This window comes from Micromonospora sp. NPDC005806 (assembly GCF_042871425.1).
GTDB lineage: Bacteria > Actinomycetota > Actinomycetes > Mycobacteriales > Micromonosporaceae > Micromonospora.
This window is the reverse complement of sequence record NZ_JBIAIL010000006.1, coordinates 81,504-106,384: the sequence shown is the minus strand read 5'-3', so window position 1 is coordinate 106,384 and position 24,881 is coordinate 81,504. Positions and strand designations below refer to the sequence as shown.

General features: G+C 74.4%; 24 protein-coding genes. 14 read left to right on the top strand and 10 right to left on the bottom strand.

What is annotated here, in order from left to right; translation table 11 throughout:
• Positions 1 to 14 precede the first annotated feature (14 nt).
• Positions 15 to 782, top strand: a complete 768-nt coding sequence (gene hisF / locus ACFYOS_RS09475) for an imidazole glycerol phosphate synthase subunit HisF (protein WP_387137593.1) — start codon at positions 15 to 17, stop codon at positions 780 to 782.
• Between the two features lie 65 nt (positions 783 to 847).
• On the opposite strand, the gene ACFYOS_RS09470 is transcribed toward hisF, so the two are convergent.
• Together ACFYOS_RS09470 and ACFYOS_RS09465 are read right to left on the bottom strand one after the other, a co-directional pair.
• Complete coding sequence (locus ACFYOS_RS09470; RefSeq protein ID WP_387137590.1) at positions 848 to 1,309, bottom strand: hypothetical protein; 462 nt, start codon at positions 1,307 to 1,309, stop codon at positions 848 to 850.
• A gap of 194 nt (positions 1,310 to 1,503) precedes the next feature.
• Positions 1,504 to 2,181, bottom strand: a complete 678-nt coding sequence (locus tag ACFYOS_RS09465; RefSeq protein ID WP_387137587.1) for a YitT family protein — start codon at positions 2,179 to 2,181, stop codon at positions 1,504 to 1,506.
• A gap of 58 nt (positions 2,182 to 2,239) precedes the next feature.
• Here ACFYOS_RS09465 and ACFYOS_RS09460 point away from each other — a divergent pair, with 58 nt between their 5' ends.
• Both ACFYOS_RS09460 and ACFYOS_RS09455 read left to right on the top strand, forming a co-directional pair.
• Entirely contained in the window at positions 2,240 to 3,697 is a 1,458-nt protein-coding gene (locus ACFYOS_RS09460) for a PLP-dependent aminotransferase family protein (protein ID WP_387137584.1), read from the top strand.
• 76 nt (positions 3,698 to 3,773) lie between these two features.
• Positions 3,774 to 5,087: a low temperature requirement protein A gene (locus tag ACFYOS_RS09455; RefSeq protein WP_387137582.1), complete on the top strand. Its 1,314-nt coding sequence runs from the start codon at positions 3,774 to 3,776 to the stop codon at positions 5,085 to 5,087.
• Between the two features lie 82 nt (positions 5,088 to 5,169).
• On the opposite strand, the gene ACFYOS_RS09450 is transcribed toward ACFYOS_RS09455, so the two are convergent.
• From ACFYOS_RS09450 to ACFYOS_RS09440, 3 genes are all read right to left on the bottom strand, one after another.
• Positions 5,170 to 6,996 carry an AMP-dependent synthetase/ligase gene (locus ACFYOS_RS09450; RefSeq protein WP_387137579.1) on the bottom strand — a complete coding sequence of 609 codons (1,827 nt, stop codon included), beginning with the start codon at positions 6,994 to 6,996 and terminating at the stop codon, positions 5,170 to 5,172.
• A 143-nt stretch (positions 6,997 to 7,139) separates the two neighbouring features.
• Positions 7,140 to 8,087: a terpene synthase gene (locus tag ACFYOS_RS09445; protein ID WP_387137576.1), complete on the bottom strand. Its 948-nt coding sequence runs from the start codon at positions 8,085 to 8,087 to the stop codon at positions 7,140 to 7,142.
• A gap of 122 nt (positions 8,088 to 8,209) precedes the next feature.
• Positions 8,210 to 8,839 carry a TIGR03085 family metal-binding protein gene (locus ACFYOS_RS09440; RefSeq protein WP_387137573.1) on the bottom strand — a complete coding sequence of 210 codons (630 nt, stop codon included), beginning with the start codon at positions 8,837 to 8,839 and terminating at the stop codon, positions 8,210 to 8,212.
• Between the two features lie 216 nt (positions 8,840 to 9,055).
• Between ACFYOS_RS09440 and ACFYOS_RS09435 the strand changes: the two genes are divergently transcribed.
• The gene (locus tag ACFYOS_RS09435) at positions 9,056 to 10,930 is read left to right on the top strand and encodes an ABC transporter ATP-binding protein (protein ID WP_387137570.1); all 1,875 of its coding nucleotides are present in this window, start codon (positions 9,056 to 9,058) and stop codon (positions 10,928 to 10,930) included.
• A complete protein-coding gene (locus ACFYOS_RS09430) occupies positions 10,927 to 12,714 on the top strand; it encodes an ABC transporter ATP-binding protein (protein ID WP_387137568.1) in 1,788 nt (595 codons plus the stop codon). The genes ACFYOS_RS09435 and ACFYOS_RS09430 overlap by 4 nt, the downstream gene beginning before the upstream one ends.
• 33 nt (positions 12,715 to 12,747) lie before the next feature.
• Here ACFYOS_RS09430 and ACFYOS_RS09425 read toward each other — a convergent pair whose 3' ends face one another.
• Genes ACFYOS_RS09425 through ACFYOS_RS09415 form a run of 3 tightly spaced genes read right to left on the bottom strand, consistent with a single transcriptional unit; the run spans position 12,748 to position 14,824 of the window.
• Entirely contained in the window at positions 12,748 to 13,347 is a 600-nt protein-coding gene (locus tag ACFYOS_RS09425; RefSeq protein ID WP_387137565.1) for a TetR family transcriptional regulator, read from the bottom strand.
• Positions 13,347 to 14,102 carry an ABC transporter permease gene (locus ACFYOS_RS09420; RefSeq protein WP_387137562.1) on the bottom strand — a complete coding sequence of 252 codons (756 nt, stop codon included), beginning with the start codon at positions 14,100 to 14,102 and terminating at the stop codon, positions 13,347 to 13,349. Before ACFYOS_RS09420 ends, ACFYOS_RS09425 begins: the two co-directional genes overlap by 1 nt.
• On the bottom strand, positions 14,099 to 14,824 hold the full coding sequence (locus ACFYOS_RS09415) for an ABC transporter ATP-binding protein (protein ID WP_387137918.1): 726 nt from the start codon (positions 14,822 to 14,824) through the stop codon (positions 14,099 to 14,101). The genes ACFYOS_RS09420 and ACFYOS_RS09415 overlap by 4 nt, the downstream gene beginning before the upstream one ends.
• A 106-nt stretch (positions 14,825 to 14,930) precedes the next feature.
• On the opposite strand from ACFYOS_RS09415, the gene ACFYOS_RS09410 reads away from it, so the two are divergent.
• The 5 genes from ACFYOS_RS09410 to ACFYOS_RS09390 all read left to right on the top strand — a co-directional run bounded on the left by ACFYOS_RS09410 (position 14,931) and on the right by ACFYOS_RS09390 (position 19,005).
• Entirely contained in the window at positions 14,931 to 15,320 is a 390-nt protein-coding gene (locus ACFYOS_RS09410; protein WP_387137559.1) for a MerR family transcriptional regulator, read from the top strand.
• Positions 15,317 to 16,321 carry an aldo/keto reductase gene (locus tag ACFYOS_RS09405; RefSeq protein ID WP_387137556.1) on the top strand — a complete coding sequence of 335 codons (1,005 nt, stop codon included), beginning with the start codon at positions 15,317 to 15,319 and terminating at the stop codon, positions 16,319 to 16,321. The genes ACFYOS_RS09410 and ACFYOS_RS09405 overlap by 4 nt, the downstream gene beginning before the upstream one ends.
• A gap of 127 nt (positions 16,322 to 16,448) precedes the next feature.
• Positions 16,449 to 16,883, top strand: coding sequence for a phosphoribosyl-AMP cyclohydrolase (gene hisI, locus ACFYOS_RS09400; RefSeq protein ID WP_387137553.1), 435 nt, complete (start codon positions 16,449 to 16,451; stop codon positions 16,881 to 16,883).
• Positions 16,880 to 18,433: an anthranilate synthase component I gene (locus ACFYOS_RS09395; RefSeq protein ID WP_387137550.1), complete on the top strand. Its 1,554-nt coding sequence runs from the start codon at positions 16,880 to 16,882 to the stop codon at positions 18,431 to 18,433. The genes hisI and ACFYOS_RS09395 overlap by 4 nt, the downstream gene beginning before the upstream one ends.
• Positions 18,430 to 19,005: a Trp biosynthesis-associated membrane protein gene (locus ACFYOS_RS09390; protein WP_387137547.1), complete on the top strand. Its 576-nt coding sequence runs from the start codon at positions 18,430 to 18,432 to the stop codon at positions 19,003 to 19,005. Before ACFYOS_RS09395 ends, ACFYOS_RS09390 begins: the two co-directional genes overlap by 4 nt.
• On the opposite strand, the gene ACFYOS_RS09385 is transcribed toward ACFYOS_RS09390, so the two are convergent.
• Positions 18,998 to 19,261, bottom strand: coding sequence for a hypothetical protein (locus tag ACFYOS_RS09385; RefSeq protein ID WP_387137545.1), 264 nt, complete (start codon positions 19,259 to 19,261; stop codon positions 18,998 to 19,000). The genes ACFYOS_RS09390 and ACFYOS_RS09385 overlap by 8 nt on opposite strands.
• Before the next feature lie 488 nt (positions 19,262 to 19,749).
• Between ACFYOS_RS09385 and trpC the strand changes: the two genes are divergently transcribed.
• The 3 genes from trpC to trpA are packed head-to-tail and all read left to right on the top strand — an operon-like array spanning position 19,750 to position 22,636.
• Entirely contained in the window at positions 19,750 to 20,553 is an 804-nt protein-coding gene (gene trpC / locus ACFYOS_RS09380; RefSeq protein ID WP_387137915.1) for an indole-3-glycerol phosphate synthase TrpC, read from the top strand.
• Positions 20,554 to 20,592: 39 nt separating this feature from the next.
• On the top strand, positions 20,593 to 21,828 hold the full coding sequence (gene trpB, locus ACFYOS_RS09375; RefSeq protein ID WP_387137542.1) for a tryptophan synthase subunit beta: 1,236 nt from the start codon (positions 20,593 to 20,595) through the stop codon (positions 21,826 to 21,828).
• Positions 21,829 to 21,832: 4 nt separating this feature from the next.
• Positions 21,833 to 22,636, top strand: a complete 804-nt coding sequence (gene trpA, locus ACFYOS_RS09370) for a tryptophan synthase subunit alpha (protein WP_387137539.1) — start codon at positions 21,833 to 21,835, stop codon at positions 22,634 to 22,636.
• A gap of 331 nt (positions 22,637 to 22,967) precedes the next feature.
• On the opposite strand, the gene ACFYOS_RS09365 is transcribed toward trpA, so the two are convergent.
• Positions 22,968 to 23,567 carry an NUDIX hydrolase gene (locus tag ACFYOS_RS09365; protein WP_387137536.1) on the bottom strand — a complete coding sequence of 200 codons (600 nt, stop codon included), beginning with the start codon at positions 23,565 to 23,567 and terminating at the stop codon, positions 22,968 to 22,970.
• Between the two features lie 103 nt (positions 23,568 to 23,670).
• Here ACFYOS_RS09365 and lgt point away from each other — a divergent pair, with 103 nt between their 5' ends.
• Positions 23,671 to 24,870, top strand: coding sequence for a prolipoprotein diacylglyceryl transferase (gene lgt / locus ACFYOS_RS09360; protein ID WP_387137533.1), 1,200 nt, complete (start codon positions 23,671 to 23,673; stop codon positions 24,868 to 24,870).
• Positions 24,871 to 24,881: the final 11 nt, after the last annotated feature.

Below are 24,881 nucleotides of genomic sequence, written 5' to 3'. Positions count from 1 at the left end.
GATAGGCTCGCGACATGACGGTGGCGGTACGGGTGATCCCGTGTCTGGACGTGGACGGCGGGCGGGTGGTCAAGGGCGTCAACTTCCTGGACCTGCGCGACGCCGGCGACCCGGTCGAGCTGGCGGCGGCGTACGACCGCGCCGGCGCGGACGAGCTGACCTTCCTCGACGTCACCGCCTCCGCCAGCGACCGGGGCACCATGCTCGACGTGGTCCGGCGCACCGCCGAGTCGGTCTTCATCCCGCTCACCGTCGGCGGGGGCATCCGCCAGGTCGCCGACGTCGACACCCTGCTGCGCGCCGGCGCGGACAAGGTCGGGGTGAACACCGCCGCGATCGCCCGGCCCGAGCTGATCGCCGAGATCGCCGACCGGTTCGGCCGGCAGGTGCTGGTGCTCTCCCTCGACGTGCGGCGTGCCCCGGCCGGTACCACGCCCAGCGGCTTCGAGGTGACCACCCACGGCGGCCGCCGGGGCACCGGCATTGACGCGGTGGAGTGGGCCCGGCGCGGCGCCGAGTTGGGCGCGGGGGAGATCCTGCTCAACTCGATGGATGCCGACGGCACCAAGACCGGCTTCGACCTGCCGCTGATCCAGGCCGTCCGGGAGGTCGTCGAGGTGCCGGTGATCGCCAGCGGCGGCGCCGGCGAGGTGGCCCACTTCCCGCCCGCCGTCGGCGCGGGCGCCGACGCGGTGCTCGCGGCCAGCGTCTTCCACTTCGGCGAGCTGACCGTCGGCGAGGTCAAGGACGCCCTGCGCGGCGCCGGCCACCCGGTCCGCTGACCCGCCCGCCCGGCACCGACCGCCGGAAGACGTGCTGGCGCCGGGCCGGACGAGGTGCGGCCCGGTCAGGGGCGGCCGGAGTGGCCCTCGGGTGAGCGACGCGGCATCGGGATCGAGCGGACCGCGTACTCCTGCACGGCGGCGGCGTGGTCGTCCTCGCCGAGGCGCCAGTCGGCCTCACCCGGGGTGTGCCGCCGGATGAGCGCGCCCTGCACGGTGTCCACCATGGTCCCCACCCCGGCGCTCGGCCGGGTGCGCCAGAGTTGCTCGCCGTCGGGAGTGATCCGGAACCAGCCGTCGGAGACGCTGACCAGGCCGGCCCCGACGAGCCGCCGGACGGCGGTCTCCACCTCGTGCCGGTCGGGGATGGATCGGTTGAGGTGGTCGGCGGTGGAGAGGACGTCGGCCAGGCGGACACCCTCGGGCCGCCGGGTGGCGGCCGACCGGCGGTGCCGGCCGGCACCGCTCGCGATCACCAGTGAGACGAAGATCCAGGCGTCGGTCCAGTGCCATCCGTTCTCCCCCATGAACGAATGATGCCCGGCGCCGACGGCGGAGAAAACACTCGGTTTCGCCTTCGGACGTCAGTGCAGCTCAGCGCGGTGCCGGCCGTCCCATCCCGTGGCGGTCGGCCCGCCGGCGGTGACGCTGGGTGCTCGGCGGGCGGGTCCGGACGCGCCGACCGTGCGGCTCGGCCCGCCCGGCGGCGGCGTGCCCGGCGTCAGGCCGCCTCACCGGCGGGCCGGGGCGCGCAGCCCATCGCGGGCTCCCCGGCGGCGGGCACGGCCGGCGCCGGCGGCACCGCGAAGAGCGGGATGAACAGCTGGGCGAGCGGCCCGATGGCCAGCGCGTACGCGACGGTGCCGAGGCCGACCGTGCCGCCGAGCAGCCAGCCGAGCGCCAGCACGGTGACCTCGATCATGGTCCGGACCAGCCGGATCGAGCGGCCGGGGCGGCGGGCGACGTACCCGGTCATCAGGCCGTCGCGCGGGCCGGGCCCGAGCGCCGCGCCCAGGTAGAGCCCGGTGGCCGCGCCGTTGGCGACGATCCCGACGACCAGCAGGCCGATCCGGACCGGCAGCGCGTTGCCGTCCGGCAGCAGGGCCAGGGTGGCGTCCACCACCAGGCCGATCACCACGACGTTGCTGACCGTGCCGAGGCCGGGGCGCTGCCGCAGCGGGATCCAGAGCAGCAGCACGAGGGCGCCGACCGCGATGGTGACCGTGCCGATGGAGAGCCCGGTCTGCCGGGCCACCCCCTGGTGGAACACGTCCCACGGGTCGAGGCCGAGCCCGGACCGGACCATCAACGCCATGCTGACGCCGTAGAGGGTGAGCCCGACGTAGAGCTGGGTCAGCCGCCGGGCGGGTCGGTACCGGAGATTGCCAATCGCTGCCATGCATGCCACCCTAGGGGCCAATCTCGGCCATGACAGAGCCAATTCGGGAGGGGTGGCCATGACGAGTCAGGTGCGCGGCGTCCAATTGGCTCGGCTCCTCGGCCAGTGGCACGCCCTTCCCGGCCGCCGGCGCAGTCCTGACTACGCCGCGCTCGCCGCCGCCGTCCGCGGCCTGCTCGCCGACGGCCGGCTCCCCCTCGGGGTACGCCTGCCGGCCGAGCGGGAGTTGGCCGAGGCGCTGCGGATCAGCCGGACCACGGTCACCGCCGCCTACCGGGAGCTGCGCGAGAGCGGGCACCTGGCCAGCCGGCGAGGCGCCGGGAGCTGGACCATGCTCCCCGGCACCCACCGGGTGGCCAGCACCGGGCTGTGGACCCCGCTGGACGACCGGGACATGATCGACCTCGGGGTGGCCGCGCTCGCCGCCCCGCCGCAACTCGTGCCGGCGGCCCGCGCGGCCGCCGAGGACCTGCCGCGCTACCTGTGCGGCGCCGGCTACCACCCGACCGGCATCATCGAGCTGCGCGAGGCGGTGGCCCGGTCGTACACCGAGCGAGGGCTGCCGACCAGTCCGGAACAGATCATGGTCACCAGCGGCACCCAGCACGCGCTGGACCTGGTGCTGCGGCTGGCCCTGTCGCCCGGCGGCGGGGTGCTGGTGGAGTCGCCCACCTACCCGAACGCGCTCGCCGCGCTGTCCGCCCGCCGGGCCCGGATCACCACCCACGGCCTCGCCGCCGACGGCGACGGCTGGGACGCCGACCTGCTGCTGGGCAGCATCCGGCAGAGCCGGCCGAAGCTGGCGTACCTGATCCCGGAGTTCCAGAACCCCACCGGCCACCTGATGGCGGCCGAGCTGCGCGAGCGAGTGGTCGGCGCCGCCCACGCGGCCGGCACCGACCTGGTCATCGACGAGTCCTTCGTGGACCTGCCGCTGGACGGCACCGAGCTGCCCCCGCCGGTCGCCACCTTCGACCGGCACAGCCGGGTGATCAGCATCGGCGGGATGAGCAAGCCGTACTGGGGCGGGCTGCGGATCGGCTGGGTCCGGGCATCCGCGCCCCAGGTGCAGCGGCTGGCCGCCGCCCGGGTGGGCGTCGACATGGCCAGCCCGGTGCTCGACCAGCTCGTCGCGGTGCACCTGCTCGCCGACGCGCCGGCCATCGTGGCCGCCCGGCGGACCCAGCTCGCCGCCCAGCGGGACGCCCTCGTCGGGGCGGTGGCCGAGCGGCTGCCCGACTGGCGGGTCGCCATGCCGCGCGGCGGCGTCACGCTCTGGGTGGAGCTGGACGGCCCGATCTCGAGCGCCCTGGCGCGGGCCGCCGAGGAGGTCGGCGTACGCCTGGCACCCGGGCCCCGGTTCGGCCTGGACGGCACCCTCGAGCGGTTCCTGCGGCTGCCCTTCACCCTGCCCGCCGCGGACCTGGTGGAGGCCGTCGGCCGGCTCGCCGCCGTCCGCTACGACCTGGACCGGACCAGCCGCCCGCAGTGGCGGGAACCCTCGGTCATCGCCTGACCGCCGCAGGCCCCGTTCCGGTACGGTTCCGTGGGTTCGGCGCCGGTCCGGTCGCCGTGCCCCACAGACTGCCCGGGTGGGGAACGGCGGCGGTACCCGGTGGTCGCGGGCGGTCCGGCCCGGCGCGCCGGGGTCCCGGACCACCCGGCTGGAGCTCTTCTACGACCTGGTGTTCGTCCTGGCGTTCCTCAGCGACACCAGCCTGACCGCCACCCACCCCAGCCCGGCCAACCTGTACCGCTTCCTGCTGGTGCTGGCGCTGCTCTGGTGGTGCTGGACCGGCTTCGCCGGGCTGGGCAATGTGGTCCGGGCCGACCAGGGCGTGCTGCCACTGGTCGGCTTCGTCACGATCGCCGCCACCTTCCTGCTGGTGCTGAGCACGCCGGGAGCGTTCGCCGACATCCCGGGCGGACTGCACGGGCCGGTGGTGTTCGCCCTCTGCTACTTCGTGATCCGCGCCGCGCAGCTCGTGGTGTTCGGTTGGGTGGCCCGCGACGATCCGGACCGCCGCCGGCGACTGCTGTGGCTCGCGCTCCTGCCGGTGGTGGCCACCGCGCTCCTGATCACCGCCGGGACGGTGCCGCCGCGGATGGCCGACCGGCCCACGGCGATCGCGCTTCAGCTCGCACTCTGGACCGTGGCGTTGCTGATCGAGTACGTGGGCGGGGTGATCCTGGGCCGGCCGTGGTGGGCGGTGCTCTCCGCCGGGCACTGGGCGGAACGGCACGCCCTCATGGTGCTGATCGCCCTCGGCGAGTCGATCATCGCGCTGGGTCTCGGGCCGAAGTTCCTCAGCGGCCTGCCGCTCACCGTGCCGGTGGTGATCGGCGCCGTGCTCGGCATCGCGGTCGTGGCGGTGCTCTGGTGGGCGTACTTCGACACCCTGGCGTTCGCCCTCGAGCAGAAGCTGCACCAGACGCGGGACCTGGACGCCCGGGTCCGGCTGGCCCGGGACGTCTACACGTACCTGCACCTGCCGCTGATTGCCGGGATCATCAGCTTCGCCCTCGGCCTCAAGGACCTGCTCGGCGAGGCGGCCCAGCCGGACACGCCGGCGTGGGGTCTGCCGCTGGGCGGCTTCTGGGTCAGCGTGCTCTACGGCGGGGTCGCGCTCTACCTGCTCAGCCTCGCCGCTTGCGCGCTGGTGGGGCTGCGCACCGTGCGCTGGCCGGTGCTGGTCGCGGTGGTGGCGATCGTCGCGGTGGCCCCGCTGGCCGCCCTGCTGCCCGAGCTGATCGCCCTCGCCGTGCTGGCGGCGCTCACCGTGACCGCCGTGGTGGTGGAGACGCTGAGCGAGGACGGCCGGCGGCGGCAGATCCGGCAGCTCGCCCTGGAGGAGCAGCTCGCCGCCGAGGAGGAACAGAGCCGGTGGCGCCAACGCCACCTGTGACCCGACCGCCGTTCGGCGGCCGGAAACGCGCCGACGGCCGTGCCCCGGGACGGTGGGGCACGGCCGTCGGGCGGTAGGGGACTTACAGCTCGGCGAGGGTGCCCGCGTACATCTTCTCGATCTCGGTGGCGAAGTTGCTCTCGACGCTGCGGCGCTTGATCTTCAGCGACGGGGTGACCTCACCGTCCTCGATGGTGAGGTCGCGCGGGAGGATGGCCACCTTCTTGATCGTCTCCCAGCGGTTGAGCTTGGCGTTCAGCTCGGCCACATAGCCCTCGACCATCGCCTGCGCCTCCGGCGAGGTGACGATGTCGGTGTAGTCGCGGCCCTCCAGCGGGCCGCCGGCCGCCCACCCCTTGATCGCGTCCGGGTCGAGCGTGACCAGCATGGTGCAGTAGTTGCGGGCCTGACCGATCACCACCGCCTGCGAGGTGTACGGGCAGACCGCCTTGAACATGCCCTCGATGTGCGACGGCGCGATGTACTTCCCGCCGGAGGTCTTGACCAGGTCCTTCTTCCGGTCGGTGATCCGCAGGTAGCCGTCGTCGTCGAGGGTGCCGATGTCCCCGGTCCGGAAGAAGCCGTCCTCGGTGAACGCGGCGGCGGTCTCCTCGGGCAGGTTGTGGTAGCCGCGCATCACCGGCCGGCCGCGGACCAGGATCTCGCCGTCGGTGTCGATCCGGCACTCCAGGTCGCCCATGGCCCGGCCCACGCTGCCGATCCGCAGCCCGTCCGGCGGGTTGACGAAGGCGCCGGCGCTGGTCTCGGTGAGGCCGTACCCCTCGGAAATGGGCAGGTTCGCGGCGGCGAAGAAGGTGCCGATCTCCTTGCTCAGCGGCGCCGCCCCGGAGACCAGCACCCGCATCCGGCCGCCGAGCCGGGCCTGGAGCTTGCTGAACACCAGCTTCTCGACCACCGCGTACTTGAGCTTCAGGCCGGCCGGCACGGGCTTGCCGGCCTGTTCGAGCGCCACCTTCTCCTTGCCCACCGCGACGCCCCAGGCGAAGATCTTCGCCTTCGCGCCGCCGGCACCCTGGGCCGTGGTGACCGCCCTGTTGTAGACCTTCTCGAAGACCCGGGGCGCGCCGCACATCAGCGTCGGCCGGATCACCGCGAGCAACTCCACCAGCTTGTCCACCCGGCCGTCCACGTAGGTGGGCAGGCCGACGTGAGTGGCGCCGCAGAGCAGCGTCTTGCCGAACGAGTGGGACAGCGGCAGCCAGAGGTACTGGAGGTCGTCGACGCGCAGCAGCCCCAGCTCGGCCTGCGCCACCCCCTCCCAGCACCAGCCGCCGTGCAGCAGCTCGACGCCCTTGGGCCGGCCGGTGGTGCCCGAGGTGTAGATCAGGGTGGCCAGGTGGTCCGGGCCGATGCCGGCGACCAGCATGTCGATCAGGTCGGGCTCGTTCGCCAGCGCCTGCGCCCCCCGCTCCTCCAGTTGGGCCAGGGTGAGCTGCGGGACGGCGGCGGCCGGATCGGGCTCGCCGTCGAAGAGCACCACGTGGGTCAGCACCGGCAGCGTCGCGCCGGCGAGCTTGGCCGCCTGGGCCGGGTTCTCGGCGAAGAGCACCTTCGACCCGGAGTCCGCGACGATGTACGCGGCGTCCTCCGGCTCGGTGGTCGGGTAGACGGTCGTGGTGGCCCCGCCGGCGCACATGATCCCGAAGTCGGCGAGCACCCACTCCAGCCGGGTGTTCGCCAGGATCGCCACCGGGTCCTCCAGGCCGACGCCGAGCCCGTGCAGCCCGGCCGCGACCGCCTTGGCGCGCTGCCCGACCTGCGCCCAGCTCAGCCAGACCGGCCCCGAGTCGTCCGGGGCCGGATGGGCGAATGCCGGCCGGTCGGGGGTCGCCGCGACACGCTTGAGGAACATGTCGGGGACGGAACGGTACGGTACATCGAGAGCCATCGCTGTAGCCGCCTTCGGGGGATGGAGGGACGTGACGGGGGTCACGCCATTTTGCGGTTACCGAAGAGTATTGCCTGCACCGGGGCAGCGGCTAGCCCTCCTGGCCTGCGCCGATCGACGTCCCGGACCGTGGAACGCCCGGATCAGGCGTACCGGGCGGCGGCGAGGGACCAGTCGTAGGTGGCTCGGATCCAGTTCCGGCGGGTGGCCAGGAAGGCGCGGACCCCCTCGTCGCCGTCCGCGTCCAGCGCCGCCTCCCGCGCGGCGTACGCGGCCAGACCCTCGTTGAACCGGGTGGCCGCCGCGCGCAGCGCGGTCCGCTCGTCCTGCCCGGTCTCCCCGATGATCGTGGTGACCAGGTTGTGCCCGTCCGGCGAGCCGGTGCGCTCCTTGCCGTACGAGAAGACGTCGTTGCACCAGCAGACCAGGTCGGCGGCGAGGGCGTCCAGGGCGGCCAGATCCAGGTCCGCCCGCCGGCCCGCTCCCGGCAGCCCGCCGTACGCCAGGTCCGTGACGGTGAAGCTGGGTCGCGCCCCGCCGGTGTGCCGGCGCATCTGGACGTACTCGGCCACCCCCGGCACCCGCCGGTGCTCCCGGTTGGCCGCCTCCCACAGCAGCGCCAGCAGATAGTCGCGCAGCTGGCCCACCAGGCGCAGCAGCAGCGCCGGCCGCTGCCGGTCGCGCACCCGCCGGCAGAGGTCGTCCAGCGCGACGCCGAGCGGCCCACCGGCCGGCGGCGGCGCGGCCGGGTGACCGTGCCGGTCGAGCACGGTCAGCAGTTCCGCCACCGTGGGCGCGAGTCGCGTCGGGCTGCCGCCCAGGCCGTCCTCGTCGCAGGCGTCGTCCATCACGAACAGCCAGGAGATCAGGTCGGTGAGCAGGCGCAGCCGGTCCACCGGCGCGTCCGGGCAGGCCCGGCCGGCCAGCTCCGCCGGGCTGGCCCCGCCCAGCCGCCCCAGTCCGGCCGGGGTGTCGATCAGCCCCAGGTCGCGGACCCACCCGAGGCTCTCCCCGGCGACCAGCTCGACGGCGGCGTGCCGGCGGGCCGGGAAGGGGGGTTCGCGCAGTGCCGAGACCGCGAAGCTCCGCATCGTCTCCCTCGTCCCGCCGCCCGGGGTGAGGCGGCGGGCAGGAGCGTTCGGCACCAGGGATCGGCCGGCCTGATTGGGCAAGCGGCGTCTCGCCGCTCGCCCGGACCGATTCCCACCCGTGGTCAGAAACCCAGGTGGGCTGCCCGCAACCGGGAGGCCGGCGCGGCCGGGCCGTCCACCTGCACCCGGGCCGCCCGCTGCCGGCCGGAGAGGAAGAGCACCAGCTCGCCGGGCGCACCCACCAGCCGCAGCCGCTCGCCGCCCCGGCCCACGGTGCGCTCGCCGAACCCCGGCGCCTGGACCAGCAGGTCCGCCGGAAAGCGGCGCAGCGCCGTCCGGGCCAGCAGCGCGCCCCGCCTCCAGAGCGCCGCCTGCAGCCCGGCCGGCAGGTCGCGCGGCAGCCATCCCGGCTGCGCCCGGCGGACGTCCTCGTGGTGGATGAAGAACTCCAGGGTGTTGGCCAGCTCGTCGGTGAGCGGGTTGCTCACCGGGCTCCACACCGGTGGCCGGCGGACCCGGGCGACCAGGTCGGCGAACGGCCCGGCGGCCACCCGTCGGCGGACCGCCTCGCCGTACCCGCGCAGCGGCGGCAGCAGGATGCCCCCGGCGGCGTCCGGCCGGCGTTCCCGCACCAGCAGGTGTGCCGCCAGGTCACGGGTGGTCCACCCCTCGTTCAGCGTCGGCGCGTCCGGTCCCAGGTCCAGCAGCAGGTCGGCGAGCGCCTCGCGCTCCGATCGGGCGTACCGCGGCATCCACCGATGGTAGGCCCGGCGCGGCTCTTCGGCGGGGTGAGCGCGGCGCGGCCGGGCACCGCGGGAGCGCGGCCGGCTCGGCGCACGACCAACGGTGCTGGTCGGCGCCCATCGGGGGCGGAACGTGACGGTGGACATATCCCTGCGGGGTCGGCGGATCTCGCGTCGACCGGTAAGGATGAGAGAGAAAATTGCGGCTTACGGCAGGGGAGTGCGTTGGCGAGCGGGACAAGTCGGGATGTCCTCGGCAGAGGGCTGTGGGTGCTCGGCCGGGCCATCCGGGAACAACCGCGGATCTTCGCGGTCGCGGTGACCGGCAGTGTGCTGTTCGGCCTCCTGGTCATCGCCAGCGCGTACGTCATCGGCGGCGTGGTCGGCAAGGTGGTGGTCCCTGCCATCGCCCGGGGCTCGGTGGCCGGCGGCGCGCTCGCGCTGGCCGCCACCGCGCTGTTCGGGATCAGCGTGCTGCGGGTGGTCGGCATCTTCGGCCGCCGGCTCGGCGCGGGCTACATGCAGTACCGGCTCCAGGCGGCCTACCGCCGCCGGGTCACCCGCCGCTACCTCGACCTGCCGCTGGCCTGGCACCACCGCAACGCCACCGGCACCCTGCTCTCCAACGCCAACTCGGACGTCGAGGCCGCCTGGTACCCGATCGCGCCGCTGCCCTTCGCGGTCGGCACCCTGGTCATGCTGGTCGGCGCGGTGGTCTCGCTCTTCCTCACCGACTGGGCGCTCGCCCTGGTCGGCCTCGCGGTCTTCCCGGCGCTGTTCGCGCTCAACGTGGTCTACTCCCGCCGGATGGCGCCCCGCCAGGCTCGCGCCCAGCGGCTGCGGGCCGAGGTCAGCGGCATCGCCCACGAAAGCTTCGACGGCGCCCTGGTGGTCAAGACGATGGGCCGCGAGGCGCAGGAGACCGCCCGGTTCGCCGCCCGCGCCGGCGAGCTGCGCGACGCGCTGATCGCCGTCGGCAGGCTGCGCGGCGTCTTCGACCCGATGCTGGAGACCCTGCCCAGCCTGGGCACCCTCGCCGTGCTGGTGGTCGGCGCGGTGCGGCTGCGGCAGGGCGCGATCAGCGTGACCGAGCTGGTCAGCGTCGCCTTCCTGTTCACCGTGCTGGCCTTCCCGGTGCGCGCGATCGGCTGGGTGCTGGCCGAGCTGCCACGCAGCGTCGCCGGCTGGGACCGGGTGCGCCGCGTCCTCGACGCCACCGGCGAGATGCCGTACGGCGAGGTGACCCTCGACCCGGCCACGCCGACCCCGGCCACCCTCGCCTTCCACGACGTCCACTTCGGCTACGAGCCGGCCGAGGCGCACCTGCCCGGCACCGAGGTGCTCGGCGAGGTGACCTTCACCGTGCCGGCCGGGAAGACGGTGGCCCTGGTCGGGCCGACCGGGGCCGGCAAGTCCACCATCACCTCGCTCGCCGTACGGCTGGTCGACCCGCGCGCCGGCACGGTCACCCTGGACGGCGTCGACGTGCGCGAGCTGACCGCCGCCTCGCTGGCCTCGACCGTGGCCCTGGTCGCCCAGGTGCCGTTCGTCTTCGACGACACCGTCCGGGCCAACATCACCCTGGACCGGCCCGGCATCGGCGACGAGGAGGTCTGGGCGGCGCTGCGGCTGGCCGAGGCGGACGGCTTCGTGGCCGCCCTCCCCGACGGGCTGGACACCATGGTCGGCGAGCGCGGCACCTCCCTCTCCGGTGGGCAGCGGCAGCGGCTCACCCTGGCCCGGGCGCTCGCCGGCCGGCCCCGGCTGCTGGTGCTCGACGACGCCACCAGCGCCGTCGACCCGCGGGTCGAGGCGGCCATCCTGGCGGGGCTGCGCACCCCGGCCGACGGCGGGGCGCCCGCGTCGATCCTGGTGGTCGCGTACCGGCGGGCCACCATCGCCCTCGCCGACGAGGTGATCTACGTGGAGCACGGGCGGGTGGTCGCCCGCGGCACGCACAGCGAGCTGCTCGCCACCGTGCCCGGCTACGCCGACCTGGTCACCGCCTACGAGCAGGCCGAGCAGGAACGCGAACAGCACCGCACGTACGACGAGGTCATCCCGCTGACCTCCGGCCTGGAAGTCGAGGTTGACCGGTGAGTACGACTGTTGAGGCCGGGCGTCCGGCCGACGCGACCGAGTCGACCTGGCGGACGCTGCGGCGCGGGCTGGCCCTCTCCCCGGAGCTGAAGACCGGGCTGGCCGGCACGCTCGGCCTGGCGCTGGTCTACATGATCGGCCGGGTGGCCGTGCCGGTGGCCGTGCAGCGCGGCATCGACCACGGCATCGTCGGCGGGCTCGACCTGGACGTGGTCACGCTGACCGTGATCGTCACGGCCGCCGTGCTGGCGGTCACCACCGCCTGCGGCTACCTGATGATGCGCCGGCTCTTCACGGTCAGCGAGACCGCCCTCGCCGGGGTGCGCACCCGGGCGTTCCGGCACGTGCACGACCTGTCCATGCTGCACCAGCAGTCCGAGCGGCGCGGCTCGCTGGTCTCCCGGGTCACCAGCGACGTCGACCAGATCACCCAGTTCCTCCAGTGGGGCGGCGTGATCCTCATCGTCAACCTGGGCCAACTCGTGGTCACCACCGCGGTGATGCTCGCGTACTCCTGGCAGCTCACCCTGGTGGTGCTCGTCGCGTTCGCGCCGGCGGTGCTGGTCATCCGGCTGCTCCAGCGCCGGCTCGCCGGCGCGTACGGGCTGGTCCGCCAGCGGATGGGCACCCTGCTCGGCACCATCGGCGAGAGCGTGGTGGGCGCCCCGGTGATCCGGGCGTACGGGATCGCCGGGCGGACCGCCCGGCGGCTGGACGCGGCGATCGAGGGGCAGCGGCAGGCCCAGCAGAAGGCCATCCGGATCAGCATCCTGGGCAGCTCGGTGGGGGAGCTGGCCGCCGGCCTGGCCCTGGCCGGGGTGGTGGTGGTCGGGGTCAACCTGGGCGTGGACCGCACCCTGTCCATCGGCCAGCTCACCGCCTTCCTGTTCCTGGTGATGCTCTTCATCCAGCCGGTCCAGATCGCCACCGAGGTGCTCAACGAGGCGCAGAACGCGATCGCCGGCTGGCGGCGGGTGCTGGACGTGCTGGACGTCGCGCCGGACGTGGCCGACCCGGGGGAGCAGGGGCGGGAGCTGCCGCCCGGCCCGCTGGACATCCGGTTCGCCGGGGTGACCTTCGCCTACCCGGGCGGGCCGCCGGTGCTGCACGACGTGATCCTGGAGATCCCGACGAAGAGCCGGGTGGCCGTGGTCGGCGAGACCGGCAGCGGCAAGACCACCTTCGCCAAGCTGCTCACCCGGCTGATGGACCCCACCGAGGGCGAGGTGCTGCTGTCCGGCGTGTCGCTGCGCCAGGTGCGGTTCGACTCGCTGCGCTCCCGAGTGGTGATGGTGCCGCAGGACGGCTTCCTCTTCGACACCACCGTCGGGGAGAACGTCCGCTTCGCCCGGCCCGAGCTGACCGACGCGCAGCTCACCGCCGCCTTCACCGAGCTGGGCCTGGCCGACTGGCTGGACGGGCTGCCGGCCGGCCTGGACACCCCGGTCGGGGAGCGCGGTGAGGCGCTCAGCGTCGGCGAGCGGCAGCTGGTCGCGCTGGCCCGGGCGTACGTCGCCGACCCCGACCTGCTGGTGCTCGACGAGGCGACCAGCGCGGTCGACCCGGCCACCGAGGTACGCCTCCAGCGCACCCTGGACGCGGTCACCCGGGGCCGGACCACGCTCGCCATCGCCCACCGGCTCTCCACCGCCCAGGCGGCCGACGAGGTGATCGTGGTGGACCGGGGCCGCATCGTGCAGCGCGGCCCCCACGACGAGCTGCTGAAGGACCCGGACTCGGTCTACGCCCTGCTCTACGCCTCCTGGCTCGAGCAGACCCGCTAGCTGTACTGCCCAGGGACAGCTAGCGCATCCGCCTCAGCCCTCGTCCAAGGGGCCGGTGAGGTAGCGCTGGAGGGTGGGACCGATCGTGGCGGCCAGGGTGTCCGGGGGCGCGGAGGCGACCGGTTCCAGGCGGATCACGTACCGCATCATGGCCAGGCCGGCGATCTGGGTGGCCACCAGCGCGCCCCGCAGCGGCACCTCGGCCGGGTCGAGGTCGAGCTGGTCGACGACCCGGCGCAGGACCTGGGTGACCAGGAACTCGCGCAGCAGGCGGGCGGTCCACTGGTTGCTCACCGCCGAGCGGAGCAGGGCCACCGCCGCGGTGCCGACCGGGGAGTCCCACACGGTGAGGAAGGTGCGGACCAGCCGTTCGCCGACCTCGTCCCGGCCACCGGCCAGCACCCGCGGCACCAGCTCGGCCGGGTCGACGGGGATCGACACGGTGGCCCGGAACAGCTCCTCCTTGGTGCCGAAGTAGTGGTGCACCAGCGCCGGGTCGACCCCGGCGGCGGTGGCGATCGCCCGGATCGAGGCGGCGTCGAACCCACGCTCGGCGAACGTCTCCCGCGCCGCCGCGAGGATCGCCTCGCGGGTGTCCGGGTTGCCGGGCCGCCGGCCGGTGCGCCGCGCCATCACCCGCTGCGCCGACGCAGCGTCGCGGCGGCCAGCACCAGGGCCGCCACCGCCGCCCCGGCGACGATCGCCACGTCCCGCCACATCGTCCCCGTCGGATCGGCGTGCGCGCCGACCTCCTGGAGCGCCTCCACGGCGTACGACAGGGGCAGCACGTCGCTGATCGCCTGGAGCCAGCCGGCCATCTGGCCCCGGGGCACGAACAGCCCGCAGAGCAGCAACTGCGGCAGGACCACGACCGGCATGAACTGCACGGCCTGGAACTCGGTCCGGGCGAACGCGGAGCAGAACAGCCCGAGGGCCACCGCCAGCACCGCGTTCACCCCGGCGATCATGACGACCAGCCAGAGGCTGCCCTTGGTGTCCAACCCGAACACCTGGTACGCCACCAGCGACGCGATCGTCGACTGCACCACGCCGGCCAGCCCGAACGCGATGCCGTAGCCGAAGAGCAGGTCGAGCTTGGCCAGCGGGGTGGTGAGCAGCCGTTCCAGCGTGCCGGTGGTGCGCTCCCGCAGCATGGCGATGCTGGTGACCAGGAACATGATGATGAACGGGAAGAAGCCCAGCATGATCAGCGCCACCTGGTCGAACACACTCGGCCGTCCGGGTGGGGTGGGCTGGTCGACGAACATGTAATAGACCAGCGTGAGCAGCACGGTGGGCACCACGACGAGCAGCGCCACGGTCCGCTTGTCGTGCCGGAGCTGGCGCAGGATCCGCCCGGTGGTGGCGGTCAGGATGCGCGGGTTCATCGGGTCCCCTCCTGCTCGCTCGCGCGGATCAGCCGGAGGAACGCCTGTTCCAGGTCGTCCACGCCGGTGGTGGAGCGGACCGTGTCCGGGGTGTCGTCGGCGACCAGCCGGCCGTCCCGGATCAGCAGCAGCCGGTCGCAGCGGGCCGCCTCGTCCATCACGTGGCTCGACACCAGCAGCGTGGTGCCGGCGGCGGCCATGGCGTGGAACTGGGCCCACAGGTCGGCCCGGAGCACGGGGTCCTGACCGACGGTGGGCTCGTCGAGGATGACCAGCTCCGGGTCGCCGACCAGGGCGCAGGCCAGCGAGGCGCGGCTGCGCTGCCCGCCGGAGAGGTTGCCGACCAGCTGGTCGGCGGCATCCGCCAGGCCGACGTCGGCCACCGCGCGGTCCGCCTCGGCCCGGCCCCGCCCCTGGAGCACGGCGAAGTAGCGCGCGTTCTCCCGGACCGTCAGGTCGGCGTAGATGCTGGGCGCCTGGGTGAGGTAGCCGACCCGGTCCCGCAGCTCGGCCGCGCCGGCCGGCCTGCCGAGCACGGTGACCGTGCCCGAGGAGACCGTCTGCACCCCGACGATCGCGCGCATCAGGGTGGTCTTGCCGCTGCCGCTCGGCCCGAGCAACCCGGTGACCGTGCCCCGGGGCACGGCGCAGGAGATGCCCTGGAGCACCCGCCGCTTGCCCCGGTCGACCACCAGGTCCCGGACCGACACCGCGTCGTCCATGCCCGCCTCCGGAAAACTCATCAACTGTTGAAATCAACGGTAGTTGAGTGGTGTTCGCCGCGCAACGGTTGACTTCGAGTGCGCTCGAACTGGAAGCCTGGGGTTCGTGGACATCAGCACGCGGGAGATGAGCCTCACCGTGGGTGAGGCGGCGGAACGGGTCGGCCTGACCACCTACACGCTGCGCTGGTACGAGCAGGAGGGCCTGGTCGCCCCGGTCGGGCGGGACTCCTCGGGCCGCCGGCGCTACACCGAGTCCGACGTCAAGTGGCTGTTCCTGCTCACCCGGCTGCGCCGGACCGGGATGCCGGTGCGGGACATGCGCCGCTACGCGGAGCTGGCCCGGCAGGGCGACCGGACGCTCGGCGCCCGGCGGGCGCTCTTCGAGGCGCACCGGGCCCGGGTGCTGGCCCGGATGGCCGAACTGGAGGAGGACCTCAAGGTGCTCGACCACAAGATCGACGCGTACCGCAGGGCAGAGGAGGACCTGGCATGATCCGGCGACGAGTGGGCGCGACCGGACCCGAGGTCTCGGCGATCGGCCTGGGCTGCATGGGCATGAGCTTCGCGTACGGCGGGGCGGACGACGCCGAGTCGACGCGCACCCTGCACCGGGCCCTCGACCTCGGGGTCAACCACCTCGACACCGCCGACATGTACGGCTTCGGCGCGAACGAGCGGCTACTCGCCCCGGTGGTGCGGGCCCGGCGGGACGAGGTCTTCCTCGCCACCAAGTTCGGCAACCGCACCACCGGCGACAGCTTCGGCGGCACCGGCACCCCCGGCGCGTACGTGGACAGCAGCGCCGCCTGGGCGAGGCAGGCCTGCGACGCCTCGCTGAGCCGGCTCGGGGTGGAGACCATCGACCTGTACTACCTGCACCGGCGCAACCCGGAGAACCCGATCGAGGAGACCGTCGGCGCGATGGCCGACCTCGTCGAGGCCGGCAAGGTACGCCTGATCGGCCTCTCCGAGGTCAACCCGGCGACGCTGCGCGCGGCGCACGCCGTGCACCCGATCTCGGCGGTGCAGATGGAGTACTCCCTGTTCACCCGGGACGTCGAGGCGGAGATGCTGGCCACCTGCCGGGAGCTGGGGGTGTCCCTGGTGGCGTACTCGCCGGTCGGGCGGGGGCTGCTCACCGGGGCGATCACCAGCCGCGAGCAGCTCGCCGACGACGACTGGCGGCGCACCGTCCCGCGCTTCGCCGACGGCAACCTCGACGCCAACCTGAAGCTGGCCGAGGCGGTGCGCGAGGTGGCGGCCGAGATCGGCTGCACCCCGGCCCAGGCCGCGCTGGCCTGGCTGCTCGCCCAGGGCGAGGACGTCCTGCCGATCCCGGGCACCAAGCGGGTCCGCTACCTGGAGGAGAACGCGGCGGCGGCCGACGTCCGGCTGACCCCGGAGCAGCAGGCCCGGCTCCGCGACGCGGTGCCAGCCGGGTCGGTCTCGGGGGAGCGGTACTCTGCGGCAGGAATGCGGACAGTCGGCCACTGACCTCCCCTGGTCGACGGCCGGCCGGACCGCCACCTGGGCGCGACTGAGCCGCGCCCCGGACCTGCCGGCGCCCGCCACCCGGGACACGTCGGCGGTGCCGGGGCCGCGTGCGGGAGAATGGCTCACTGTGCCCGCCTCTGACGCGCCGGTGACCGGCGCCTCCGCCTGCTCCGGCGGCGCCGTGGCCTCGGGCCCGGCCCGCCCCTCCCGCCTCGACCCGGCCATCGCCGCCCGGCTGCGCCGCACCCCGGACGGCCTGGTGGCCGCGGTGGTGCGCCAGCACGACTCGGGCGAGGTGCTGATGGTCGCCTGGATGGACGACGAGGCGCTGCACCGCACGCTGACCACCGGCCGGGCCACCTACTGGTCGCGCAGCCGTCAGGAGTACTGGGTGAAGGGCGCCACCTCCGGCCACCACCAGTACGTCCGCTCGGTGGCCCTGGACTGCGACAGCGACGCCCTGCTGGTCAGCGTCGACCAGGTCGGCGCGGCCTGCCACACCGGGCACCGCACCTGCTTCTTCACCGAACTGCCGGTCAGCTCCGCGGAGGTGGCCTCATGACGGACGGCACGGTCAGCCCGGACCAGGCCACCTTCGCCGACCTGGCGGCCCGCTGGCGGGTCGTGCCGGTCACCCGCCGGCTGCTCGCCGACGCGGAGACCCCGGTCGGCGTCTACCGCAAGCTCGCCGGCGGCCCCGGCACCTTCCTGCTGGAGTCCGCCGAGCAGGGCGTCGGCTCGGCCGGCATGGCCTGGTCCCGCTACTCGTTCATCGGCGTCCGCAGCGCCGCCACCCTCACCGAGCGGGACGGCACCGCGGTCTGGGCCGGTGAGCCGCCGGCCGGCCTGCCGGCCTCCGGTGACCCGGTGGCGGTGCTCCGGGAGACCGTCGCCGCCCTGGCCGGCCCGGGCTGGGATCCGGCCAGCGGCATGCCGCCGCTCACCGGCGGCATGGTCGGCTACCTCGGGTACGACCTGGTCCGCCGCCTCGAGCGGCTGCCCGAGCTGACCGAGGACGAGCTCGAGGTGCCCGAGCTGGGCATGATGCTCGCCACCGACCTGGTGGTGCTCGACCACTACGACGGCTCGGCGATCCTGGTCGCCAACGCGGTGCTGCCGCCGCTCGACGCCCCCGACCGGGCGGCCCTGGTCGCGGCGGCCTACCACCACGCGGTGGGGCGGCTGGACGCGATGACGACCGCCCTGTCCCGACCGATTCCGCCCATGATCTCGACGGTCGCCCGGCCCCCGGTCGGCGACGTGGTCAGCCGTACGCCGGAGGGCGGCTACCCGAAGGCGGTGGAGGCGGCCAAGGAGGCGATCCGGGCCGGCGAGTGCTTCCAGATCGTGCTCAGCCAGCGCTTCGAGCGGCCGACGCAGGCCGACCCGCTCGACGTCTACCGGGTGCTGCGCACCACCAACCCCAGCCCGTACATGTACCTGCTGCGCTTCGACGGTTTCGACATCGTCGGCTCCTCGCCGGAGGCGCACCTCAAGGTGAGCACCGGCGCGGACGGACGGCGGCGGGCGCTGCTGCATCCGATCGCCGGCACCCGGCCGCGCGGCGGCTCCCCGGAGGCCGACGCCCGGCTCGCCGCCGAGCTGCTCGCCGACCCGAAGGAGCGCGCCGAGCACGTCATGCTGGTCGACCTGGGCCGCAACGACCTGGGCCGGGTCTGCCGCCCGGGCACGGTCGAGGTGCCGGAGTTCGCCACCATCGAGCGCTACAGCCACGTCATGCACATCGTCTCCACCGTGGTCGGCGAGCTGCGCGCGGACCGCACCGCCTTCGACGCGCTCGCCGCGACGTTCCCCGCCGGCACCCTCTCCGGGGCGCCCAAGGTGCGGGCCATGGAGATCATCGAGGAGTTGGAGCCGGTCCGGCGCGGCCTCTACGGCGGCACCGTCGGCTACTTCGGCTTCGGCGGCGACCTGGACATGGCGATCGCCATCCGGACCGCGCTGATCCGTGACGGCCGGGCCTACGTGCAGGCCGGGGCGGGGGTGGTGGCCGATTCCGATCCCGCCGCCGAGGACCAGGAGACCCGGAACAAGGCCGCCGCCGTGCTCGCCGCCATCGCTGCTGCCGAGACCCTGAGGCCGGCCCGATGAGTGATCCGACTCCGACCGCCGCCCCCGCCGCACGTGGCCGGCGCGAGCTGACGTACGCGGTGCTGCTCTGTCTGGCCGGCGCGGGACTGGCCTTCTGGGCGGTGACCCGGACCTGGTCGGTCGAGCTGACCGCCCGGGGGTCGCTGCCGCCCACGCGGCACGCCCGCACCGGTACGGACCTGCTGCCCTGGGTCTCCGCGCTGGCCCTGGTCGGGCTGGCCGGCGGGGGCGCGGTGCTCGCCACCCGGGGCCGCGTCCGCCGCCTGCTGGGCGGCCTGCTGACCCTGGTCGGGCTGGCCGTGGCGGCCGGCGCCGGCTACGGCCTGACCGCCCCCTTCGAGGGCGGGGTGAGCCGGCAGTGGCCGGCGCTGGTGCTGGCCGGCGGGCTGGTCGCGGCGGCCGGCGGAGCGCTCACCGCGCTGCGCGGTGGCGGCTGGCCGGCGATGGGCGCCCGGTACGAGCGACCGGCCCGCTCGGCGGCCCCGGCCGGCACGGACCGGCCGGCGGTCGAGCGGGGCACCCGGGACGCCTGGGAGGCGCTCGACCGGGGCGAGGACCCGACGGTCAGCTGACCGGCGTGACGTCCCGCGCGTCGCGGAGCTCCCGGACTGTGGCCAGCTCGGCGACCAGGCGGTCCAGCTCACGACGCTGCGCGGCCCGGGCCCGGTCGGCGCAGACCGCCTCCCAGGCGTTGCCGCGGGCGGTCCGCATCCGGCCGTCGCCGACCATGGCGCGTTCGACGGTGTGCACCACGCCGACGGCGACCGACGCGACGGTCCGGGAGATGGTGGTGAAGCCGATGGTCTGGTTCGGCCCGTTGGTGCTCATGGTCACCTCGTACGAGATCGTTGGCGACGGTTGGCAGGCGCCTCGTCGAGTCTGCCCGAGGACGATGCTCCCGGGCGCACGTTTCGCGGTGGTGAAACGCAGGTCAACTGTCCGTCAGCCGGGACGACCTGGGCAGGGCCGTTCGTCCTTGAGCTTGCTCACAGCATCGAGGAACGTCACCGTCCTGCGCGGTCGGGGCAGGCGTGGTGAGATAAATCATGGGCGGCTGTCGATGTCGGGGCCGGCACGTGCGGCGCGCCCGGGTGACGGCGGTCGATCGACGCGGTGGCGCTGCGTGACACCGCGTTCACCGGAAGTCGGTCATCATGCCACAGCCCATTTCGTGAGGAGCGCCATACCCCCGGGACTTGTCGCCAGGTGACGCCACCTAGCATCGGCCCATGACACCCGGAGAGGGGAGTCCGTTGGTGACTGCTGAGCATGCGCACGCGGAGGGGGACGACGCCGGTTCGGCGGCGTCCGCAAGCGTGCTCGACGAGATCCTGGCCGGCGTCCAGGAGGACGTGGCACGGCGCCAGGCGCAGGTTCCGCTGGAGCGGATCCGGGAGCTGGCCGCCGCCGCACCGCCGCCGTTGGACGCGTACGCGGCCCTGCGCCGGCCCGGCGTGGCCGTGATCGCCGAGGTCAAGCGCTCCTCGCCGTCCAAGGGGCGGCTGGCCGAGATCGCCGACCCGGCCGACCTGGCCGGCGACTACGCGGCCGGTGGCGCGCGGGCGATCAGCGTGCTGACCGAGGGCCGCTGGTTCGGCGGGTCGCTGGACGACCTGGCCGCCGTGCGGGCCGCGGTGAACATCCCGGTGCTCCGTAAGGACTTCGTGGTCTCCAGCTACCAGGTGCACGAGGCGCGGGCGCACGGCGCCGACCTGGTGCTGCTGATCGTCGCCGCGCTGGAGCAGAACGTGCTGGTCGGGCTGCTGGAGCGGATCGAGTCGCTCGGCATGACCGCGCTGGTCGAGGTGCACACCGAGGAGGAGGCCGACCGGGCCCTGGAGGCCGGCGCGCAGGTGATCGGGGTCAACGCCCGTGACCTGCGTACCCTGGAGGTCGACCGCTCGGTGTTCGAGCGGATCGCGCCCGGCCTGCCGAGCCGCGTCGTCAAGATCGCCGAGTCCGGCGTGCGCGGCCCGCACGACCTCATCCGGTACGCCTCGGCGGGCGCCGACGCGGTCCTGGTCGGCGAGGGCCTGGTCACCCAGAAGAGCCCCCGCGAGGCGGTCGCCGAGCTGGTCAACGCCGGTAACCACCCGGCCACGCCCCGCCCGGTGCGCTGACCCGCGCCGGGTCCCGACACCTGAGGAGAGGACACCGCGATGAGCGTCGACGCCTCGACCGGAGCCCGCCAGGCCCCCGACGCCGCCGGGCACTTCGGCCGGTTCGGTGGCCGGTTCGTCCCCGAGGCGCTGGTCGCCGCGCTGGACGAGTTGGACGCGGCGTACCGCAAGGCGATGACCGACGAGACCTTCCTCGCCGAGTTCGACGCCCTGCTGCGCGACTACGCGGGCACCCCCTCGCGGCTCTACGAGGCCCGGCGGTTCTCCGCCAAGGCCGGGGCGCGGATCCTGCTCAAACGGGAGGACCTCAACCACACCGGCGCGCACAAGGTGCGCAACGTGCTCGGTCAGGCCCTGCTCACCAAGCGGATGGGCAAGACCCGGGTGATCGCCGAGACCGGCGCCGGCCAGCACGGCGTGGCCACCGCCACCGCCGCCGCCCTGTTCGACCTCGAGTGCGTGGTCTACATGGGCGAGGTGGACACCGAGCGGCAGGCGCTCAACGTGGCCCGGATGCGGATGCTCGGCGCCACCGTCGTCCCGGTCACCACCGGCTCGCGGACCCTCAAGGACGCGATGAACGAGGCGATGCGGGACTGGGTCGCCAACGTCGACGACACCCACTACCTGATCGGTACCGCCGCCGGTCCGCACCCGTTCCCGGAGATGGTCCGGGACTTCGTGCGGGGCATCGGCGAGGAGGCCCGCCGGCAGTGCCTCGACCTCACCGGCGCGCTGCCCGACGCGGTCGCGGCCTGCGTGGGTGGCGGCTCCAACGCGCTCGGCATCTTCCACGCCTTCGTCCCCGACACCGGGGTGCGGCTGTACGGCTTCGAGGCCGGCGGCGAGGGTGTCGAGACCGGCCGGCACGCGGCCAGCATCACCGGCGGCTCCTCCGGCGTGCTGCACGGCACCCGGACATACGTGCTGCAGAACGAGGACGGCCAGACGATCGAGTCGCACTCGATCTCGGCCGGCCTGGACTATCCGGGCGTCGGGCCGGAGCACGCCTGGCTGCACGACAGCGGCCGGGCGACGTACCTGCCGGTCAACGACGACGAGGCGATGGCCGCGTTCGAGATGCTCTGCCGCACCGAGGGGATCATCCCGGCGATCGAGAGCTCGCACGCGCTGGCCGGCGCCCTGAAGATCGCCCCCCGGCTTGCCGCCGAGCTGGGCCGGGAGCCGGTCATCGTGGTCAACCTCTCCGGCCGGGGCGACAAGGACGTGCACACCGCCGGTGGTTACTTCGGCATCCTCGACAAGGAGCAGTGAGATCGTGAGCCGGATCGGGGTCGCCTTCGACAAGGCACGCGCCGACGGGCGGGCCGTCCTGGTCGGCTGCATGCCGGCCGGTTTCCCGACCGTCGAGGGCAGCATCGCCGCCATGACGGCCATGGTCGAGGCGGGCGTGGACGTCATCGAGGTGGAGATCCCGTACTCCGACCCGGTGATGGACGGCCCGGTCATCCAGAAGGCCAGCGACATCGCCCTGGCCGGCGGCGTGCGGACGGCCGACACCCTGCGCATCGTCGAGGCGGTCGCGGCGACCGGCGCCCAGGTGGTCACCATGACCTACTGGAACCCGATCGAGCAGTACGGCGTGGACGCCTTCGCCCGCGACCTCGCCGCCGCCGGAGGCACCGGCCTGATCACCCCGGACCTGATCCCGGACGAGGCCGGCGAGTGGCTGGCCGCCTCCGATGCGTACGGCCTGGACCGCACGTTCCTGGTCTCCCCGTCGTCCACCGACGCCCGGCTGGCGATGACCGTCGAGCACTGCCGTGGCTTCGTCTACGCCACCGCCATCATGGGGGTCACCGGCGCCCGGGCGCAGACCTCCCAGGCGGCCCCGATCCTGGTCTCCCGGCTGCGCGAGGTCACCGACCTGCCGGTCGGCGTCGGGCTGGGCGTGGGCACCGGCGCGCAGGCCGGCACCGTCGCCGGGTACGCCGACGGCGTCATCGTCGGCAGCGCGCTGGTCCGGTGCCTGCTGGACGCCCCGGACCAGGCCGCCGGCCTGGCCGCCCTGCGGACACTGAGCGCCGAACTCGCCGAGGGCGTCCGCAACCCGGTCCGCTGACCCGGTCCTGGTCCCGCACCGGCGGGCCCGGCCCTGGCGTCGGTGGCGCGCCGCCGCGTCGGCCGAGGCATCGCTGTTCTGCTCCTTTCGAGCTGAGTCGTCTGCGACATCACGTCGCGCCGTCGCGGGTCCCGGCGGTCCCGTCCCCGCCCGCGTGCGCTCCGGTCCGTGGCCGGGAAGGTCCAGGTCGGCGCGGGTGACGGGCGCGACGTCCCGTCCGGCGGCGCGTCGGGGGACAGGGCCGCCGCAGCCGGGGTGAGTCGTTCACGACATCAGCTCCACAGGCGCGTCGAGTGATGTCGCCTCCGCTCCGACCGCCCGGGGTCGGGCGTCACCGCTGGCTGGTCGGCAGTGTGCCGGCGGCGCGCTGACCGGGGGGAGCGCCCGCGCCGCTGGTGGCCTCTGTGCCGTTGGTGGCCTCTGTGTCGCTGGTGGGCTCCGCGCCGCCGGTGGGCTCCGCGCCGGCGGCGGCGGACGTCTCCGCAGCCGGCTCGCGCAGCACGCCGGAGCGGCCGGCGAGGGCGTCGGCCAGGGCGGCCCGGGTGGTCGGGGTCAGCGCGTCGGGGAGCGCGTCCGGCGGGTGCCAGGCGAGTTGGCAGCCGCCGACCGGGGTGGCGGTCGGGCCGTCGGCGCGGACCTGGGCGCGGAACACGTGGACCAGCACGTCCGCCGGCGCGCCGCAGCGGCCGGCCGGTGGCGGCGGAGCGTCGGGCACGCCGAGCCGGTAGAGGCCGACCAGGTCGACGAGGTCGACCTCCCAGCCGGTCTCGGCGAGGATCTCGCGGCCGGCGGCGGCGAGCGGGCTCTCGTCGTGACGCGGCCGCCCGCCGGGCAGCGCCCAGCGCCGGCCGGGGCCGGCCTGCCGGCAGAGCAGCACCCGACCGGCCTGGTCGACGACGACCGCGGCGACCGCCCAGCGGAGCACGCTCATGGACAAAGAGCCTACGGCGGTGCAAACCCCAAGTCATGCGGCTCGCGAACCCGACCGGACCGGGGTGCCGCGAGCACCGTCGGCAGCGGTAGCGTGTTGACCCGTGACCCTCGCCCCGATGACCCCACTGGCGGCCCTGCCCAGCCCCAGCACCGCCGTCTGGCAGCTCGGACCCGTTCCGGTCCGGGCGTACGCACTCTGCATCATCGTCGGCATCGTGGTGGCCTGCGTGGTCACCGAGCGCCGGCTCCGCCAGCGCGGCGTCGCCCCGGGCGCGGTGCTCGACATCGCGGTCTGGGCGGTGCCGGCCGGCATCGTCGGCGCGCGGATCTACCACGTGATCACTTCGCCCGAGAAGTACTTCGGCGAGCACGGCCAGCCGCTCAAGGCGTTCGCCATCTGGGAGGGCGGGCTCGGCATCTGGGGTGCGGTCGCCGGCGGGGCGATCGGCGCCTGGATCGCGGCCCGGCAGCTCGGCATCCCGTTGGGCGTGGTGGCTGACGCGCTGGCCCCGGGCCTGCCGCTGGCCCAGGCGGTCGGCCGGCTCGGCAACTGGTTCAACAACGAGCTCTACGGCGGCCGCACCGGCCTGCCCTGGGGGCTCGAGGTGCACGTGATGGACCCGGACAACCCCGGCCACGCGCTGCGTGACGACGCCGGCAACCCGGTCCTCCAGCCCGGGCTCTACCACCCGACCTTCCTCTACGAGGCGCTCTGGAATGTTGGCGTCGCCGCCCTGGTCTTCTTCCTCGACCGGAAGCTACGGTTCGGCCGGGGCCGCGCCTTCGCCCTCTACGTGATGGGCTACACCGCGGGTCGGTTCTGGATCGAGCTGATGCGCACCGACGAGGCCAACCACATCCTCGGCCTCCGGCTCAACGTGTGGACCGCGGCGCTGGTCTTCCTCGGCGCCCTGGTCTACTTCGTGCGGGTCCGTGGTCCCCGGGAGTACCTGGTCCCGGTCGGCGTCCCGGCCGCCCCGGTGCCGCCGGCCGGCGGCGACGTGTCACAGGTCGACCTCGCCGCCCGGGAGGCCGGTCCGCGGGCGGTCGCGCCGGAGGGCTACCGGGTGGTGACCGAGGAGCAATTCCGCGCGTACCGGGAGACGGGGGCGGTCCCCGACGAGGAGCCGGCCGCGGACGCCGCTGAGCCCGGCGCGGACGCCGAGGCCCGGTCCGAGGCCGCGGCCGGCGACGCGACCGCCGCGCCGGCCGGCGACCGGGACGCCGGCGCCCCGGCAACGCCTGCCGAGGACGACCGGGCCGGCGCCGCCGGCGCCCGCCCCGCCGACCGGGACAGCTGAGCGGGGGAGTC